Genomic DNA, 17,043 nt, shown 5'->3' with positions numbered 1-17,043 from the left:
GTTTTAATAAAGCACGTTTTGACTAAAGCGTGCTTTATGCCATTTATAATATTTTGCTAAGTGATAATGCTAAGTCTAATTAATAATACTAATTAATAATACCCAGTAACAACATCAAGGATGATTATGAGCAACCATCTTCTCCCAGCCAGCATATTTAGTACGTCTGCTACTTCTTCATCCACCAGTAAGCCTTTCTTAAAGGCAAAGCCGATGCTAGTCCTAACGGCATTATTGGCGTTGGCGGGTTGCAGTAATGGTCAAAATGAGACTAACGAAACCGCTAGTTCAGAGGCAACGAAGACAACAGAAGCGATGGAAAACAACAGCGCTGCGGCAGATGACAATGTGCTACGTATCGGTACCGAAGGCGCTTATGCACCCTTTAACTATACCAATGCTGATGGGACGCTTGGCGGCTTCGATGTTGAGATTGCCAATGCTATCTGCGACGATATGCAGATGACCTGTGAGATTATGGCGCAAGATTGGGATGGTATTATTCCTGGCCTTAAAGCGGGTAAATACGATGCCATCGTCGCGGCAATGTCGGTAACGCCTGAGCGCGCAAAGCAAGTTGCTTTTACCGATCCGTACTTTAGCAATGCGTTGGTATTTTTAGCCAAAAAAGACAGCAGCTTTGATCCAGCTAATAGCAGCGATATCAATGCGCATTCTATTGCTGCGCAGCGCTCGACCATCTCTTCGCAGTGGTTAGAAAATACTTATCCAAAAGCCAATATGAAGCTTTATGATACCTTGAGTAATGCCTTTTTAGATTTGGGTTCCGGTCGTGTCGATGCTATGATATCTGATAAACTGCCGGCACTAGAGTGGCTTGGCTCAGCATCAGGTAGTGATTATGTGCTAAAAGGCGATGAGGTTGATATTAATGATAACTTTGCTTTTGCCGTGCGTCCTAATGATGAAGCCCTGCAAGCAAAAATCAATCAATCATTGGCCAATATAAAGTCAAATGGTACTTATGATAAAATCAATCAAAAGTATTTTGCCTTACCAGTAAGTGCAACGCCAACACCAGCACCAACAACGTTAGATAGCGCCGCACAATAATGATTCGATACTATATGGTTCGATACTATTAGTATCGTGAATGAATGCTGTATTAATAAGTATAAAGACATTTAAGCCAAAGACATTGCCATAATGGCGATGTCTTTTTTGCTTTTTATAGCAAATCATTGCGTTTTAAGTGTGATTAACAGTCGGGTTTTATCAAATCTTACTGATTTATTTGATATTTATGCTGATAAGCACCTATTTAGACCGTGCTTTTACGCGTCAGTATTAACATAGCTGGCAGCGAATATGATAAAATCAGCGCTCATTTCTACTGTGTCAATTACCGCCGCAATAATCGTATTTATCTGACGTCACTCTATGACGCAAAAGGCTAAGGTCTATTTGATCTAGCAGACGATTATCAGCAGCGCTCAGCTATTGATGCTGATTCTTTTAACTCATATTTTGCAAATTGCTAATATAAAGAGACTGAGTGGATAATTGTGTTTGATTTACAAGGATTTGGCGCGCTATTACTAAGCGGCGCTACCGTCACCATAAAACTTGCCATGACCAGTCTGATCATCGGCATGTTCTTAGGCTTGCTCGGTGCCACAGCAAAGCTGTCTAATATCTGGCTGCTGCGTAAGCTTGCGACGGTCTATACCGCCACGATGCGCGGGATTCCTGAGCTGCTATTGGTGCTGTTTATCTATTATGGTGGCTCTATCGTGCTGATGAGCATCCTCAAAAAGTTCGGCTATAACGACTATGTCGAGATTAGCGCTTTTTGGGGCGGGGTGATGGCATTGTCTATTGCTTTTGGTGCTTATGCGACTGAAATTTTTCGCATGTCGATTCAAGAGATTCCAATAGGGCAACGCGAAGCAGCGCAAGCGATTGGGATGCGTCCTTTTCAGACCTTTTATCGTATTACCTTGCCACAAGTATGGCAAATTGCGCTGCCGGGTTTGGGCAATTTGTTTTTGGTATTGCTTAAAGATACGGCCTTGGTCTCGGTTGTCGGTCTTAAAGACATCATGTATCAGTCCTCGCGTGCGGCGCAGTCGACACAGCAGCCGTTTACTTTTTATATGGCAGCGGCGATTATTTATTTGGGTCTGACCATGTTGATTACCGGCTTTATGATGTGGCTTGAATGGCGCGCCAATCCGGCGGCGCGTTATGCCAAAAAGCTCAGCCGTCAAACTAGCCCCCATCAAACCACTCAAAGTCAATCGACCATAGGGTAGAGGAGAGATACTATGGATTGGAATTGGCAGGTCATCTTTGACCATATCCCTGATTTACTCAACGGCGCGGTATTGACCGTACAGCTAGTCGTGTTCTCGGGTATTATCGGCTTGTTTTTTGGTTTGATTTTGGCGTTATTGCGGTTGTCCAAAAATTGGGTGGTGCAAGTCTTACCATTTTTATATATCTTCTTTTTCCGTGGCACGCCGCTACTGGTACAGATATTCCTGATTTATTATGGTCTTGGGCAGTTTGAAGCGGTACGTAACTCGTTCTTATGGGAGCCGGTGCTTAGCCAAGCTTACTGGTGTGCGATTATTGCCTTTACCCTCAATACCAGTGCCTATTTGGCAGAAATTATTCGCGGTGCTATCCAAAATATTCCTGTGGGCGAGCTTGAAGCCGCCGATGCGATTGGCATGTCAAAATGGCAGAAGCTGACGCGCATTACTTTACCGCGTGCCTTTGGTATTGTGATTCCAGCCTACAGTAATGAAGTTATCTTTATGCTCAAAGGTAGTGCATTGGCATCAACCATCGCTTTGATGGATATCACGGGCGTTGCTCGTACGATTAGTGCGCGGACTTATACCTTGATGGAATTGTTCTTTGCCGCCGGTGTGGTTTATCTATTATTATCGTGGGTTATCTTGTTTAGCTTTAGATTGTTTGAAAAGCGTATGAATCGTCATGCCAGCTACGTACCACCCGATGTGGTTACCAATACGATTCCTTAGTAATAGTAAATATAAGATAAAAATCTACTCCTAAATGTTTATAAATTGCCGCGAGAATCTAATATGAGCCAATCACCACATATGTCTTTAGCCGATGCGATTGCTGCGGGCGTTAATGATGATAATAGTGCTAACGATGCCAATGAGTATTTACGTGCGTCTATCGGTAAAGTGGTCTGCGTCGGTCGCAACTATGCGGCGCATGCTGAAGAATTAGGCAATGAAGTACCTAAAGCACCGATATTGTTTATGAAGCCTGCCTCTTCGGTGGTGTCTATCCGTCAAGGCGTTGTACGTCCAAATCCAGCGCTATATGGCGAGACTCATTACGAAGCTGAGCTGTGCGTGCAATTAGCAGCAGACTTATCAGCGGCAACGATTGAAGAAGCCAAGCAAGCGATTGGTGGCGTAACATTGGGCTTAGATTTGACCTTGCGTGAGCTACAAGCTGAGCTGAAGGAAAAAGGTCATCCATGGGAGCGCGCTAAATGCTTCGATGGCGCTTGTGTGCTTGGCGATTGGCTTGACCCGCAAGTATTTGGCGATTTCACAGATATTCATTATCAGCTGACTATTAATGATGCGCTCAAGCAAGACGGTGATAGTGCCTTGATGTTATTTCCTGTTTATGAGTTATTGGTAAATATCAGTCACGCCTTTAGCTTGCAAGCAGGTGATGTGATTATGACTGGCACGCCAAGTGGTGTTGGCGCCTTACAAGCAGGCGACCAATTGAGCTTAAAACTGGGCGCTCATGAATGGCAGGCAGAAGTGAAGTAAGCTATCAGTTAGCGGCTAATGGTTAATTTATTAATGACCATGCTTTCAATGACAAATCTCTAAATGACAAAGCTCTTAATGCCAAAACTGCTAATCACTATTCACTATCAAAACCCCAAATACTATTTGGGGTTTTTTTATGTTAAAAATTGAGCATAATGATGGTATATTTTACTTAGTAACAACCTAAAAAATGCTAAATAAAATACTAAGAAAAACACGATAAGTCCTATCTATACTCATACTCTTGTAACCGCTATGACAATAAAGATACGGGATAGTTCAATCATTATCTTCTGTTTATGGCATTTACAGGCTAGTATGGCAAATCTCCTTAATTGCTCGATGTATCAAAACTATGCTCAAACCAAGACCTTTAGAAAGCATTCATGATTTATTTGCTACCACTCGGCGTCCCCCTGATGAATTGGATACTGACGAAGGTTTTCAGGGCGATGTCTATGAAGAGTTGGCGAAACTTGAATATATTTATGTCGATGAGCTAAGCGCAGAAACGGTCGATAACAGCTATAGCAAACCGCATCAGCCCATATCCTTGGTAGATTTCTTTGAAGGCTTGGCGCAGCTAGCTACGATGGGCGTGGTTGAAGTCACGGATATTGTAGAAGCTATCCACCGTGAGATTTTATTGCGTCCTTTAGGGCGCTTTAATAAAGGCAATCTCGAGCACTGGCAGCGCGGTATCACCGGTCGCATTTATGGCACGGTACGTCAGGCGATGCAAATGGTCGGCAATAATATCGCCACAGGGATGCGGCTTTATAACACGGTTTTAAAGCCCAAAAAAATACAGCCGTTGCCGAAAAACTTACGCCGCGTGGTTAATATTTTAAACGGCGTCATGGGCGATCACCTTGTCACCCATCATAATCCATTGGCCGTATCGATGGTGCTATACGATAAATACAATCGCGTGCAAAGCGATGCACTGTCAGGGCGGGTGATTGTTTTATGCCACGGGCTTTGTATGAGTCACTTAAGCTGGCAAGTAGCTGACGAGAGCAATCTGGCTGAAACGCTGAGTAGCAAGCTGCCAAACACCACGGTTTTGTATTTGAACTATAATACCGGTCGACGTATCTCGAGTAACGGGCGTAGCTTTGCAAAAGTTTTGCAAGATTTGGTGGAGAATAATCCAGATATCACCCAGCTTGATTTAATCGGCCATAGCATGGGCGGTTTGCTGAGTCGTAGCGCGCTATTTTATGGTAAAGAACAAGGTTTTAGCTGGGTCGAACGCGTGGGCAATCTTATTACTTTAGGCTCGCCGCATCATGGCGCAAGCTTGGAGCAGATTGGTCATTTTGTTCAAGATAAAATCGCTAAATTGCCTTTCGCAGGCTCATTAGCCAAGTTAGGCGACTTACGCAGTGCAGGTATTATTGATTTACGTTATGGCAGTATTCGTGATGCGGACTGGAAATCAGCTGAAGGGCGCAGTGTGCTGCCCGCAGAATTTCGCCATCCGACGCGCTTACCTTTGCATGTAAATACCTATCTGGTCGCGGCGGCTATGGTTGAGGTGCATTATAAATCTAAGACCACAAGCTTGCTCGGTGATGGGCTGGTTTCGGTAGAATCGGCGCTTGGCGAATATACCGAAGAGCATACATTGAATGTGCCCGAGGGCCATAAAGCGATTTTTTATGGTGTCAATCATATGAATTTAATTTATAACGATAGGGTGCATCAGCAAATCATTGCTTGGTTAGTAGCTAACCGCCAAGGCGATGCGCATGAAGCGAAATATGCGCTTGAGGACCGTATTTACTCTTATCCAGAAATAGATGAAGTTGCGGATTAAGCATTTTTTAAATTATTAATATCACTTTTAATAAGCCTAGAGCCGTAAATGTGGAATAGTAAAAAACAAAAACCCTCAAGCATGACACTTGAGGGTTTTTTTGAATTAAGCAAAATCAAATACGCACAATCAAATAAAATTAAAGACTACTCAGCGAAAATCGCCGCCACATCATCTTTATTAAATTTATAGACTTCACCGCAAAATCCGCAATCCATCTCAAAAGTACCGCCTTGCTCTTCAACGATATCTAAAACTTCAGTTTCGCCGATTTGCTCGATGGCCATTTCACACTTCTCGCGTGAGCAAGTGCAGCCAAACGATAAAGACACAGGGTCAGGGGCGACGACTTTTTCTTCATTATATAAGCGATAAAGAATCTCGTTGGTATCAAGCGTGGTCAGCTCTTCTGCTTTCACTGTACGCGTGAGCACACTTAAGCGCGTCCACAAATCATCATCGATCCCAGCGTCTTGGTTTTGCTCGACTTCATAGGTTTCTTCAGCCGTACGAGGCAGCATTTGTACCAAGATACCGCCCGCTTGCAAACCATCAGAGGCTAAGTTAATCAGCGTTGGAATCTGCGCCGATTGCTTTTGATAATGCGCCAAGCAGTCTGCCAAATTATCATGGCTACGCTCAACGATACCTTGATACGGCTCGCCGCCATCAGGTTGGATATTGATAAACAATACGCCTTGACCAGCAGCACCCAATTCCGCAAACGCTTCTTTGGCGTGCCGCATATTTTCCCACGCTTGCACTTGCTCGTCAGTATCGCCTTTCCAGCTGGCAAGGGCACGGATGATACCATCTTGGTCGCATTCAGCCATTGCCCAATTCAGTAAGCTGTCGCTGTCTGATGACTGCAACTGAATCGATAAACGACCATTGATTTTAACGGTACTGATTAGCAAACTTGCTGCCGTTAACATCTCGCCCAATAAGCGCTTAATCGCTTCAGGGTAAGGCTTTTGCGCAATCGTCGTTGCATAACTGCGTGATAGGCGCACCACATCGCCGCGCACCGGTGAATCTTCGATAAAAAAGCGTTGGCGTACGTCGTTATCATGATGCTGAACAACCGCTTGGCTCTCAGTATTTGGGGCTTGAGTATCTTGTGTCATAGGTCATAGGTAGTATTAAGAAGTTGTTAGCTTTATGGGGATTGATCATGATTTATCAATCATAGCGCTTAGATTGCTTGCTGATTTTAAGTTATTTATTAAAAATAAAGGCTCGTATTCAGCGCTTAAATAGCCTGTAGTATTTTCTACGCTTGTGGTGGTTTTATTGGCTATCTATTAAGATAGATAAGCTTAAGTATTTTGCAAGTCGCCCTTATTAAAAAAAGTTTACCCCCACCGCTCAAATTGTTGTACAGTAACATTAAGTTGCATAGTGATAAATAACAGCAACAGCATGGATGCATGGCGGAAAAGTCATTTAATGACCAACATAAAGTCGAGCAATGGCTTACACAACGCCAAAGTCCCCTCTTAATTTTGTGATAATGTGATAAAAGGATGTATCTCATGACCTACTTAATCTCTAAACCCTTAACTTTGGCTGCCTTTATGGCACTTGGTTTGGCGGGTTGTAATAATAGCAATCAAACCAACACTGAAGCGACGCCAGCAGATGGGGCGACTACGACAGAAGCGGCCGCAAATGCCAACGGCACGCTACAAAAAATCAAAAATTCAGGCACTATCGTGGTCGGTCACCGTGATTCTTCTATTCCGTTCTCTTACATCGCTGATGACCCAAATCAGCCGATTGGCTATGCCCATGACTTAGAGATGAAAGTGGTTGAAGCGGTAAAAGAAAAACTGAATATGCCTGATCTAAAAATTCGTTATAACCTGATCACCTCGCAAACTCGTATTCCTTTGGTACAAAACGGCACGGTCGACTTTGAATGTGGTTCAACGACCAATAACGAAGAGCGCCAAAAACAAGTGGCCTTCTCAAACGGTTTCTTTGAAATTGGCACGCGTTTATTGACCAAAAAAGACTCAGGTATCCAAGACTTTGAAGACCTAAAAGGTAAAACTTTGGTCACTACCGCCGGTACGACCTCAGAGCGTTACATCCGCCAGTACAATGATGATAAGAAAATGAATACCAATATCATCTCAGCAAAAGACCATGGCGAAGGCTTCTTGATGTTAGAAAATGGTCGCGCTGATGCCTTTATGATGGATGATGTGTTGCTTGCGGGCGAAAAAGCCAAAGCAAAAAATCCTGATGACTGGGTTATTGTTGGTACACCGCAATCGTTTGAGATTTATGGTTGTATGATGCGTAAAGACGACCCTGAATTTAAAGCGGTGGTCGATGAAGCGCTTGCCAATGTCTTTAGCTCAGGTGAGATTAATAGCATTTATGACAAATGGTTCTTAAACCCAATCCCACCAAAAAATGTCAATCTAAACTTTGAGATGTCAGACAATCTAAAAGCTTTGATTGCCAATCCACATGATAGCGCTCAGCCAAAAGTCGCGACAGCACAGTAATTATTGTCCCTCAACATAGCTTGCTTACGCGCTCAGATTGATAGCAATGTCAATCGGGCGCGTTAGCTTTTCAATCGCTGCTTGGAGAGACAATCATGAATTATAGCTGGAACTGGGGTGTGCTCTTTGAGCAGACCGGTATCGGTAACGAGCTTTATATCCATTGGATGATTACAGGTCTAGGCTGGCTGTTATTGATTGGCAGTATTGCTTGGGCTATTGCCATGGTCGTTGGTACTATTTTTGGCATCATGCGCACCTTACCGAATAAGGCTGCCCGTAGCATCGGTACCGCCTATGTGACGTTTTTTCGTAATATTCCACTTCTCGTACAATTATTCTTTTGGTTTTATATTGCCCCCGGTTGGCTGACGCCCGCGATACAGGACTGGTGGTATAAAGACTTATCTCCCAATACCTCAGCCATGCTGTCAGCAAGTATTGGTCTAGGGTTATTTACCGCGGCGCGTATCGTCGAACAAGTGCGTACTGGTATCGAATCGCTCCCTGAAGGGCAAGTCAATGCCGCTTATGCGCTTGGCTTTACGATTCCGCAGGCTTATAAAGAAGTGCTATTACCGCAAGCGTTTCGAATTATCCTGCCACCACTCAGCTCGGAGCTGACCAACTGCTTTAAAAATGCTTCAGTAGCATCCCTCGTTGGGGTGATGGAGCTGATTAGCCAAACCAAAACCATCAGTGAATATACCCAAAACAGCCTCGAGATTTATACTTATGCGACCATTATTTATCTGGTCTTCAATCTGTCCTTGATTGCTATTATGGGTTTGATAGAACGTAAATTACGTGTGCCCGGGCTGATTGCAGGAGGTCAAAAATGAATATGATGACCGAACTTGCTACCGCTTATCCCGGTTTGATGGGCGGCATGCTGACCACTTTAAAGGTATTGTTTCTCGCTATCTTAGGTGGCATCAGCTTAGGAACGGTACTGGCCTTGATGCGCCTATCGGGTATCAAAGCGCTAGAAATTCCTGCCAAATTATACGTTAACTACTTCCGCTCAGTACCGTTACTATTGGTGCTGCTATGGTTTTATTTTGCCGTACCGATGATTTATTTTTGGATAGCGGGTAAGTATCTGCAACTCGATACCGCGTTTACCTCGTGTGTCGTCGCCTTTATGATGTTTGAAGCAGCGTACTTCTCAGAGGTGGTGCGGGCTGGTATTCAATCGATTGGTAGCGGGCAGGTTAATGCGGCAAAAGCGCTAGGTATGACTTATGGGCAAACGATGCGTTTGGTTATCTTGCCGCAAGCCTTTCGTAAAATGCTACCGCTGATTTTGCAGCAATGTATTATTTTATTCCAAGATACGACGTTGGTATTTGCCATTGGTCTGACCGATTTCTTCCGTGCCGCTTACGTCCGTGGTGAGCTGATGGGGCTATTAACGCCTTATATTTTAGGTGCAGGGGCTATTTATTTTATCATCAGCTTAAGTGCCTCTATCGGCGTACAGCAACTGCAAAAACGCCTCAGGTTTTAAGGTGAATTTAACGCAGTATTTTAAGATTAAGATTAAGATTAAGATTAAGATTAAGACTTTAATTTAATAAATATTATCGAAAGTAATGTGGTTAGGAGCCAGTGATGAATGAGCCAGTGGTAAATAATGCTGACACGTATATGAATAAATTTGGCGGACTGGTCACTGATAATGGGCATGCGAGCGATGAGATAGTCATTGAGATGTCTAATGTCAGTAAATGGTATGGCGACTTTCAAGTGCTAACTGACTGTAGCGCTCATGTGCATAAAGGTGATGTGGTCGTGGTTTGTGGCCCATCGGGTAGTGGTAAATCTACTTTGATAAAAACCGTCAATGGTCTCGAGCCGTTTCAAAAAGGTAACATCATGGTCAACGGTATCTCGGTTGGCGCATCAAAGACCAATTTACCCAAATTGCGCAGCAGTGTTGGAATGGTATTCCAGCATTTTGAATTGTTTCCACATCTGACCATTATTGATAATCTGATGGTGGCACAAATCAAGGTATTGGGTCGTAAAGAAGACGAAGCTAAGAAAAAAGCTATGGCGTATCTAGATCGTGTTGGGCTGACGGTGCAAGCGGCAAAGTATCCCGCTGAATTGTCCGGTGGTCAGCAGCAGCGTGTGGCTATTGCCCGTGCGCTGGCGATGGATCCAGTAGCGATGCTGTTTGACGAGCCAACCTCCGCGCTTGACCCAGAGATGATTCAAGAAGTGCTTGACGTGATGGTTGAGCTGACCCGTGATGGCATGACCATGATGTGCGTGACACATGAAATGGGTTTTGCCAGTCAGGTGGCCAATCGGATTATCTTTATGGATGAAGGGCATATTGTTGAAAACTGTAGTAAAGATGAGTTTTTTGAAGGCGCAAAAAGTGACCGCGCGCAAATGTTCTTATCTAAAATTCTTAATCATTAAAGGTATTATTAAAAATATCATTCAGATTTACATCATCCAAAGCGTCTATTTATAGGCGCTTTTTTATGCCCGTAGCATATCCTATATTGATATATTCGATGATGATGTTGATGCAAATGACTACATTAGCGGCTACCTAGCTACGTAGCTAGGTAGTTACATACTGGAATAGGTGAGTGAATGGCTGTTTACTGATACAATAATGGTCAATATGTTAAAAATTAAAATAATTCATAATATTGGAGCTAATATGAGTGTAGAAAATCCAACAGTAGCGGCAAGTAACGCATCTAAAGGTATTGTGATTATTGGTGCAGGCTTGGCAGGATGGCACGTGATTGATGCTATTCGTGCAAAGGATAAAGACATTCCGATTACCTTAATCACCTCTGATAATGGCGACCGTTATCATAAACCTATGCTAACCATGGCAATCAGCCAACAGAAAAGCGCCGCCGATTTGGTGCGGGCAACGGGTAGCGAGGCTGCAGAGGCGGCGAATATTACCTTACTTGCCAATACGCAAGTGACGGATATTGACGCTACTGCTCAAACCATACAGCTTATCTCGGCGCTGCGCTCAGACCCTGTTTATACCAATTACGCCACTATCAGCTATGAGAAATTGGTACTGGCGATGGGTGCGCATCCTATCTTTCCATCAAGCTTACCAGAGGATTTGGTTTGGCATGTCAACCATATCGAGCGCTTTGGGCAATTACAAGAGCAGCTCGCAGCTGGCAGTCAGCATGTCGCTATTGTCGGTGCTGGTATGGTTGGTACTGAGATTGCCGAAGACTTATTAAAAGCCGGTCACAAGGTTACGTTGATTGATTTAAATGACGCGCCGCTATCGCAAATGCTGCCGCCACAAGCGACAGCTCGTATTGCCAAAGCAGTGCAGTCGCAGGGCATTAATTTTTTAGGCGGTTATCAAGTATCTAATGTCATGCGTAATAATGACAGTAAATTGCAAGTCAGCTATGAGCCAGTCGTAGCAGCAACCGACAGTGATACAGCTCAGACTCTTGAACCACTAATCGTTGACCATGTGATTGCCAGTACGGGCTTGACGGTTGATGATAAATTGCCAGCAGCTGCTGGGGTCGAGTTCAATCGCCGCACCGGTATCGTAGTCGATGCGCCAACGCTGCGTACCAATACTGATAATATTTATGCGATTGGCGACTGCATGTCTATCAATGGCGTCGCTTGCCGCTATGTCGCGCCACTGCGCGCGCAGGCAGCAACGATTGCTGATGATATCTTGGGTCACGAACACGGCGGTTATGAGCATAAGCCGCCGATGATTCGCTTAAAAAATAAAGCGATATCGGTGATGGCAACGGGCGTACCGCAAGCTGCTGGTAATTGGCAAGTAATCACTGAAACTGAGGATAAGCTTATTATGGAATTGCTTGATGAGAATAATGAAGTCAGCGCGACGGTAACGATTAAAGCGCCGCCCATGGTTAAAGCCTAATCGTTAGAGGGCTAAATATTATCTAAATCTAGAATTTGTAGTCTAATTCTAATAATAGGTTTAAAAATTAACTCTCATCAAAAAGCCAGTTATGCAGCAAATGCATAACTGGCTTTTTTGGGTCAAATATTTGTCATGCTTTTATGCTATCTTTTACTCAGCGGTTATTTTTAGTAACTAATTAAATGATACATATTGTATTACTATTATTGACAGCCTTCGATTTAAGGCGGTATAGTAGCTAACGCTCGTCAAGACCTGTTCAAGGAACAATGAATGGGTGACAGGCGACTCATTAGCACCACAATAAGTAAAACGAAAGGACTCGTTATGACTCAAGTTTCTGACTTCGATACCATTCTAAATAATATCCCCAGCATCAATATGGGTGCACGCTCAGCAAATGCGCCACTTACCCAAAGCTATGATAAAGGTCCTGATGTGCCGCTGATTGAGGCAACCATTGGTGATTTTTTTGATGCGATTGTCTCCAAATATCCTGAGCGCGAAGCACTGGTTGTACGCCATCAAAATATCCGCTGGACGTATCGTGAGCTACAACAGCATGTCAATCAGCTGGCTAGTAGCATGATTGAGATGGGACTCGAGATTGGTGATCGCATCGGTATCTGGTCGCACAACAATGCTGAATGGCTTTTGATGCAACTAGCAACCGCGAAAGTCGGCGTTATCCTCGTCAATATCAATCCTGCCTATCGTACCTTTGAGCTGCAATATGCCTTAAATAAATTGGGCTGCTCAGCACTCGTGCTCATGCGCCATTTTAAAAGCAGTGATTATGCCAGTCTAATCCGTGAGCTGTGTCCTGAGATTTATCATAAAGATTATACCCAGCTTGATTTGGTCGAGATTCCAACCATTGAACGCATCATTTGGATTGATGAGCCAGACTCTGATGAAGAGTTTGGCTTTATGCAGAAGTTCTCTGCGTGGATGGCGGAAGGCGATGCCAATGATCCACGGGTTGCTGAGCGTCAAGCGCAGCTTAAAAACACCGATGCTATTAATGTCCAATTTACCAGTGGCACGACCGGTACGCCCAAAGGTGCGACGTTAAGCCATCGCAATATCCTCAATAACGGCTACTTTATCGGTGAGGCCATGAATCTCACTGAGGAAGACAGACTGTGTATTCCAGTACCGCTATACCATTGCTTCGGTATGGTGCTCGGCAACTTAGCGATTCTGACGCATGGCGGTTGTATCGTCTATCCTAACGATGGCTTTGAGCCATTGTCAGTCCTGCAAGCCGTCGAAGAAGAAAAATGTACTGGTTTGCATGGCGTGCCAACGATGTTTATCGCCGAGCTTGACCACCCTGAATTTGAAAACTTTGATTTATCGACCTTGCGTACTGGGATTATGGCCGGCTCTAGCTGTCCGATTGAAGTCATGCGCCGCGTCATTGATAAGATGCATATGAGTGAGGTTACCATTGCTTATGGCATGACTGAGACCAGTCCCGTTTCCTGCCAGACCAATGAGCATACGCCGCTTGAGAAGCAAGTATCGACCGTTGGTTTGGTGCAGCCTGCGCTTGAAGTCAAGGTCGTCGATACCGAAACGGGCGAGATTGTACCCTTAGGTGAAACTGGCGAGCTACTGACCCGTGGTTATTCAGTGATGAAAGGCTATTGGGGCAGTCGCTTTAAAACCCGCGAAGCCATTCAAGATGGTTGGATGCATACCGGTGATTTGGCCACCATGGATGAAGATGGTTATGTCAAAATCGTTGGTCGTAGTAAAGACATGGTCATTCGTGGCGGTGAAAATATTTATCCAGTTGAGATTGAAAACTATCTTTATCGTCATCCAAAGATTCGTGATGTGCAAATCGTTGGTATCCCAGATGAGCGTTATGGTGAAGTACTGGCTGCATGGATTATTCCTAAAGAGCCTGACTGCCTGACTGAAGAAGAAGTGCGCCAGTTCTGTAGCGAGCATATCGCTCATTATAAAGTGCCGACTTACTACCGTTTTGTGACCGAATACCCGATGACCATCACTGGCAAAATTCAAAAGTATAAAATTATCGAACAAATGAAAGAAGAGCTAGGCTTATAGTAAGCTTGCTTGTCAGGTATGAAATAACCAGACCTGAAAATCACGGATTAATCATGTGAGTAACGCTTAAAATAAACAACAGTTAAAATAACTCGCATAACATAAAAAGCTACTCGCATTTACGCATCAAAGAAAAGGGATATCATGAGCGCTATCATAACCAGTAAACTGAGTCCAAACGCTGCTGAATTTCAGCAAAACAGTGCCGCTATGCAAGTGGTAGTCGATGACCTATATGTGCACTTGCGTAAAGTCGTTCAAGGCGGTTCAGAGCGTGCGCGAGCTAAGCATCTAGCACGTGGTAAGCTACTACCTCGCGAGCGTGTCGAGCGTTTGCTTGATGTCGGCACGCCATTTTTAGAAGTCGCTCCGATGGCAGCGCACGATATGTATGGCGAAGATATTCCAGCTGCTGGCGTGATTGCTGGTATCGGTCGCATTAACGGCACTGAGTGTATGATTGTCTGTAATGATGCCACGGTAAAAGGCGGAACTTATTACCCAATGACGGTCAAAAAACACCTACGTGCGCAAGAAATTGCGCAAGAAAACAACTTACCTTGTGTATATTTGGTGGATTCAGGCGGCGCTAACTTACCCAACCAAGATGACGTATTCCCAGATAAAGAGCACTTTGGCCGTATCTTTTTTAATCAGGCGAATATGAGTGCTGCGGGCATTCCACAGATTGCAGTGGTTATGGGTAGCTGTACGGCGGGCGGTGCTTACGTGCCGGCGATGAGTGATGAGTCTATTATTGTTAAAGACCAAGGCACCATCTTTTTGGGTGGTCCGCCATTGGTAAAGGCAGCAACTGGCGAAGAGGTCACCGCTGAAGACTTGGGCGGCGGCGATGTGCATACGCGTCTGTCAGGGGTGGTCGATCACTTGGCGCAAAACGATACTCATGCACTATCGATTGCGCGTAATATCGTCAGTCATCTCAATCGTCCTGCTAAGCAAATTCCGAATCAAATCAAACCGCTTCCACCACGCTATGATGCCAAAGAGCTATACGGCGTCATTCCAACGGATAAGCGCAAACCCTTTGATATCAAAGAAATCATCGCTCGTATCGTCGATGATAGTGCCTTTGATGAATTTAAAGCGCGCTTTGGTACCACGCTGGTTTGTGGTTTCGCTCATATCGAAGGTATGCCAGTCGGTATTATTGCCAACAACGGCATCTTGTTTAGTGAGTCGGCGCAAAAAGGCACACACTTTATTGAGCTATGTTGTAAGCGTAAAATCCCATTGATATTCCTGCAAAACATCACCGGCTTTATGGTTGGTCGTAAATATGAAAACGAAGGTATTGCTCGTCATGGTGCCAAGATGGTGATGGCGGTTGCAAACGCCAAAGTGCCGAAGTTTACCGTCATTGTCGGTGGCTCATTCGGTGCCGGTAACTACGGCATGTGTGGCCGTGCTTATAGTCCACGCTTCTTATGGATGTGGCCAAATGCGCGTATCTCTGTGATGGGCGGTGAGCAAGCAGCCTCGGTATTGGCGACCGTCAAGCGTGACAATTTTGACCGTAAAGGCGAGGAGTGGAGTGCGGAAGATGAAGCCGCATTTAAAGCGCCGATTCTCGATATGTACGAAGAGCAAGGTCATCCATATTATGCAACGGCGCGTCTCTGGGATGATGGAGTGATTGATCCTGCCGATACTCGTAACGTACTGGCGTTAGGTTTGAGCGCTGCTTATAACGCACCGATTGAAGAAACTACTTATGGTGTCTTTAGAATGTAGATTGGTATTCTACTTTTGATGAGTGAGTGCTTTAGTTTACAAAATAGACTGTATTACTAAGGTCAGCACGTGACTGGTAAAAACTTTCTTGCGTGCTGTGCCTACGCCGACAGAGGCTACAAAAATTTCTACCAGTCACCCATTTCTTTTCGAAGATAGAATGATGGTGTTAGAAGTAAAAAAACATTACACAAAATTATCCGTAAAAAAAGACATGCAAAAGTTACTACAAAACATTGAGATAATCCTATATGAATAATTATAAAAGCCTATTGGTCGATATTGAGCAGCACGTGGCTACGGTAACATTAAACCGCCCTGAAATACGTAATGCTTTTAATGATGAAATGATTGCCGAATTAACGGATGTATTTAACAAGCTTGGCACTGATGATAATGTCCGAGTCATTGTGCTAGCGGCTGCTGGTAAAGCGTTTTGTGCTGGTGCGGATCTTAATTGGATGCGTGCGATGGCAGATTATAGCTATGAAGAGAACCTAGCAGACGCTGATAAACTCGCGCAAATGCTTAAGACCATTTATGAATGCCCCAAACCAACGGTTGCCGCTATTCAAGGGGATGTCTATGCAGGTGGTATGGGTTTAGTAGCCGTTTGCGATGTAGCCATCGCGGTTAAAATTGCGAACTTTTGCCTAAGCGAAGTACGTTTGGGATTGGCTCCTGCAACGATTAGCCCTTATGTTATTAAGGCGCTAGGTGCTCGCGCATCACAGCGCTATTTCTTAAGTGCAGAAGTTTTTGATGCCAAAAAAGCTCAGCAACTGGGCTTGATCCATGAGCGCGTCAGCGAAGAAGCGCTTAATGATGAGGTAGCCACGTTCTGCGCCAAAGTGGTCAAAAACAGCCCGGATGCGGTTAAGACTTGCAAACGTTTATTGCATGAAGTGGCGGGCGCACCCATTACCAATGAATTGATTGCCGATACGGTAAAAGGCATTGCTGATATTCGTTCATCAGAGCAAGGTAAAGAAGGCGTACAAGCGTTTCTGCAAAAAAGGAAGCCTGATTGGCTGACAGCAGATTAATAATAGAAGAGACTTTTGCTAAATTGACGTTAAGTTAACAGCAGATGCCATTTTTTTTAAAACAGTCACACGTGAATATCAGCCTATATTTTTATTATTATTT

Annotated in this window: 14 protein-coding genes; 13 read left to right on the top strand and 1 reads right to left on the bottom strand. The window is 44.3% G+C overall.

Translation table 11 applies throughout. From position 1 onward, the window contains the following. Nucleotides 1-126: 126 nt before the first annotated feature. From JMX94_RS00560 to JMX94_RS00540, 5 genes are all read left to right on the top strand, one after another. Nucleotides 127-1,074 (top strand): ABC transporter substrate-binding protein, encoded by a 948-nt coding sequence (locus JMX94_RS00560; protein ID WP_201562303.1) that lies wholly within the window; start codon nt 127-129, stop codon nt 1,072-1,074. A 452-nt stretch (nt 1,075-1,526) separates the two neighbouring features. Then, the gene (locus tag JMX94_RS00555; protein ID WP_201562301.1) at nt 1,527-2,276 is read left to right on the top strand and encodes an ABC transporter permease; all 750 of its coding nucleotides are present in this window, start codon (nt 1,527-1,529) and stop codon (nt 2,274-2,276) included. A 12-nt stretch (nt 2,277-2,288) separates the two neighbouring features. Next, a complete protein-coding gene (locus JMX94_RS00550; protein WP_201562299.1) occupies nt 2,289-3,014 on the top strand; it encodes an ABC transporter permease in 726 nt (241 codons plus the stop codon). 63 nt (nt 3,015-3,077) lie between these two features. Beyond that, complete coding sequence (locus tag JMX94_RS00545) at nt 3,078-3,794, top strand: fumarylacetoacetate hydrolase family protein (protein ID WP_201562297.1); 717 nt, start codon at nt 3,078-3,080, stop codon at nt 3,792-3,794. A gap of 358 nt (nt 3,795-4,152) precedes the next feature. Then, a complete protein-coding gene (locus JMX94_RS00540) occupies nt 4,153-5,619 on the top strand; it encodes an alpha/beta fold hydrolase (protein WP_201562295.1) in 1,467 nt (488 codons plus the stop codon). 146 nt (nt 5,620-5,765) lie between these two features. Here the strand turns inward: JMX94_RS00540 and JMX94_RS00535 are convergent, their stop codons facing one another. Beyond that, on the bottom strand, nt 5,766-6,746 hold the full coding sequence (locus JMX94_RS00535) for an Hsp33 family molecular chaperone HslO (RefSeq protein WP_201562293.1): 981 nt from the start codon (nt 6,744-6,746) through the stop codon (nt 5,766-5,768). Nucleotides 6,747-7,154: 408 nt separating this feature from the next. Between JMX94_RS00535 and JMX94_RS00530 the strand changes: the two genes are divergently transcribed. The 8 genes from JMX94_RS00530 (at nt 7,155) to JMX94_RS00495 (ending at nt 16,940) form a co-directional block, all read left to right on the top strand. Beyond that, the gene (locus tag JMX94_RS00530; RefSeq protein ID WP_201562291.1) at nt 7,155-8,138 is read left to right on the top strand and encodes a glutamate/aspartate ABC transporter substrate-binding protein; all 984 of its coding nucleotides are present in this window, start codon (nt 7,155-7,157) and stop codon (nt 8,136-8,138) included. Nucleotides 8,139-8,233: 95 nt separating this feature from the next. Next, nucleotides 8,234-8,980 (top strand): amino acid ABC transporter permease, encoded by a 747-nt coding sequence (locus JMX94_RS00525; RefSeq protein WP_183619867.1) that lies wholly within the window; start codon nt 8,234-8,236, stop codon nt 8,978-8,980. Beyond that, nucleotides 8,977-9,648 carry an ABC transporter permease subunit gene (locus JMX94_RS00520; RefSeq protein ID WP_183619868.1) on the top strand — a complete coding sequence of 224 codons (672 nt, stop codon included), beginning with the start codon at nt 8,977-8,979 and terminating at the stop codon, nt 9,646-9,648. Before JMX94_RS00525 ends, JMX94_RS00520 begins: the two co-directional genes overlap by 4 nt. Before the next feature lie 140 nt (nt 9,649-9,788). After that, on the top strand, nt 9,789-10,571 hold the full coding sequence (locus JMX94_RS00515; RefSeq protein ID WP_201562444.1) for an amino acid ABC transporter ATP-binding protein: 783 nt from the start codon (nt 9,789-9,791) through the stop codon (nt 10,569-10,571). A gap of 250 nt (nt 10,572-10,821) precedes the next feature. Beyond that, nucleotides 10,822-12,054, top strand: a complete 1,233-nt coding sequence (locus tag JMX94_RS00510; protein WP_201562289.1) for an FAD-dependent oxidoreductase — start codon at nt 10,822-10,824, stop codon at nt 12,052-12,054. A 330-nt stretch (nt 12,055-12,384) separates the two neighbouring features. Further along, nucleotides 12,385-14,139 (top strand): AMP-binding protein, encoded by a 1,755-nt coding sequence (locus JMX94_RS00505; protein ID WP_201562287.1) that lies wholly within the window; start codon nt 12,385-12,387, stop codon nt 14,137-14,139. Nucleotides 14,140-14,283: 144 nt separating this feature from the next. Next, on the top strand, nt 14,284-15,894 hold the full coding sequence (locus JMX94_RS00500) for a carboxyl transferase domain-containing protein (RefSeq protein ID WP_201562285.1): 1,611 nt from the start codon (nt 14,284-14,286) through the stop codon (nt 15,892-15,894). A 251-nt stretch (nt 15,895-16,145) separates the two neighbouring features. Then, nucleotides 16,146-16,940: an enoyl-CoA hydratase/isomerase family protein gene (locus tag JMX94_RS00495; RefSeq protein ID WP_201562283.1), complete on the top strand. Its 795-nt coding sequence runs from the start codon at nt 16,146-16,148 to the stop codon at nt 16,938-16,940. Nucleotides 16,941-17,043: the final 103 nt, after the last annotated feature.

This window comes from Psychrobacter sp. CMS30, from assembly GCF_904846565.1.
GTDB lineage: Bacteria > Pseudomonadota > Gammaproteobacteria > Pseudomonadales > Moraxellaceae > Psychrobacter > Psychrobacter maritimus.
Note: the sequence above shows the minus strand (reverse complement) of the source record. Positions and strands in the feature narration are given on the sequence as shown.

What these genes read in the sequence shown, in the direction of transcription:
- JMX94_RS00560 (WP_201562303.1), top strand. Translation starts at nt 127, where the DNA reads ATGAGCAACCATCTTCTCCCAGCCAGCATATTTAGTACGTCTGCTACT.
- JMX94_RS00550 (WP_201562299.1), top strand. Translation starts at nt 2,289, where the DNA reads ATGGATTGGAATTGGCAGGTCATCTTTGACCATATCCCTGATTTACTC.
- JMX94_RS00545 (WP_201562297.1), top strand. Translation starts at nt 3,078, where the DNA reads ATGAGCCAATCACCACATATGTCTTTAGCCGATGCGATTGCTGCGGGC.
- JMX94_RS00540 (WP_201562295.1), top strand. Translation starts at nt 4,153, where the DNA reads ATGCTCAAACCAAGACCTTTAGAAAGCATTCATGATTTATTTGCTACC.
- JMX94_RS00535 (WP_201562293.1), bottom strand. Translation starts at nt 6,746, where the DNA reads ATGACACAAGATACTCAAGCCCCAAATACTGAGAGCCAAGCGGTTGTT.
- JMX94_RS00530 (WP_201562291.1), top strand. Translation starts at nt 7,155, where the DNA reads ATGACCTACTTAATCTCTAAACCCTTAACTTTGGCTGCCTTTATGGCA.
- JMX94_RS00525 (WP_183619867.1), top strand. Translation starts at nt 8,234, where the DNA reads ATGAATTATAGCTGGAACTGGGGTGTGCTCTTTGAGCAGACCGGTATC.
- JMX94_RS00520 (WP_183619868.1), top strand. Translation starts at nt 8,977, where the DNA reads ATGAATATGATGACCGAACTTGCTACCGCTTATCCCGGTTTGATGGGC.
- JMX94_RS00515 (WP_201562444.1), top strand. Translation starts at nt 9,789, where the DNA reads ATGAATAAATTTGGCGGACTGGTCACTGATAATGGGCATGCGAGCGAT.
- JMX94_RS00510 (WP_201562289.1), top strand. Translation starts at nt 10,822, where the DNA reads ATGAGTGTAGAAAATCCAACAGTAGCGGCAAGTAACGCATCTAAAGGT.
- JMX94_RS00505 (WP_201562287.1), top strand. Translation starts at nt 12,385, where the DNA reads ATGACTCAAGTTTCTGACTTCGATACCATTCTAAATAATATCCCCAGC.
- JMX94_RS00500 (WP_201562285.1), top strand. Translation starts at nt 14,284, where the DNA reads ATGAGCGCTATCATAACCAGTAAACTGAGTCCAAACGCTGCTGAATTT.
- JMX94_RS00495 (WP_201562283.1), top strand. Translation starts at nt 16,146, where the DNA reads ATGAATAATTATAAAAGCCTATTGGTCGATATTGAGCAGCACGTGGCT.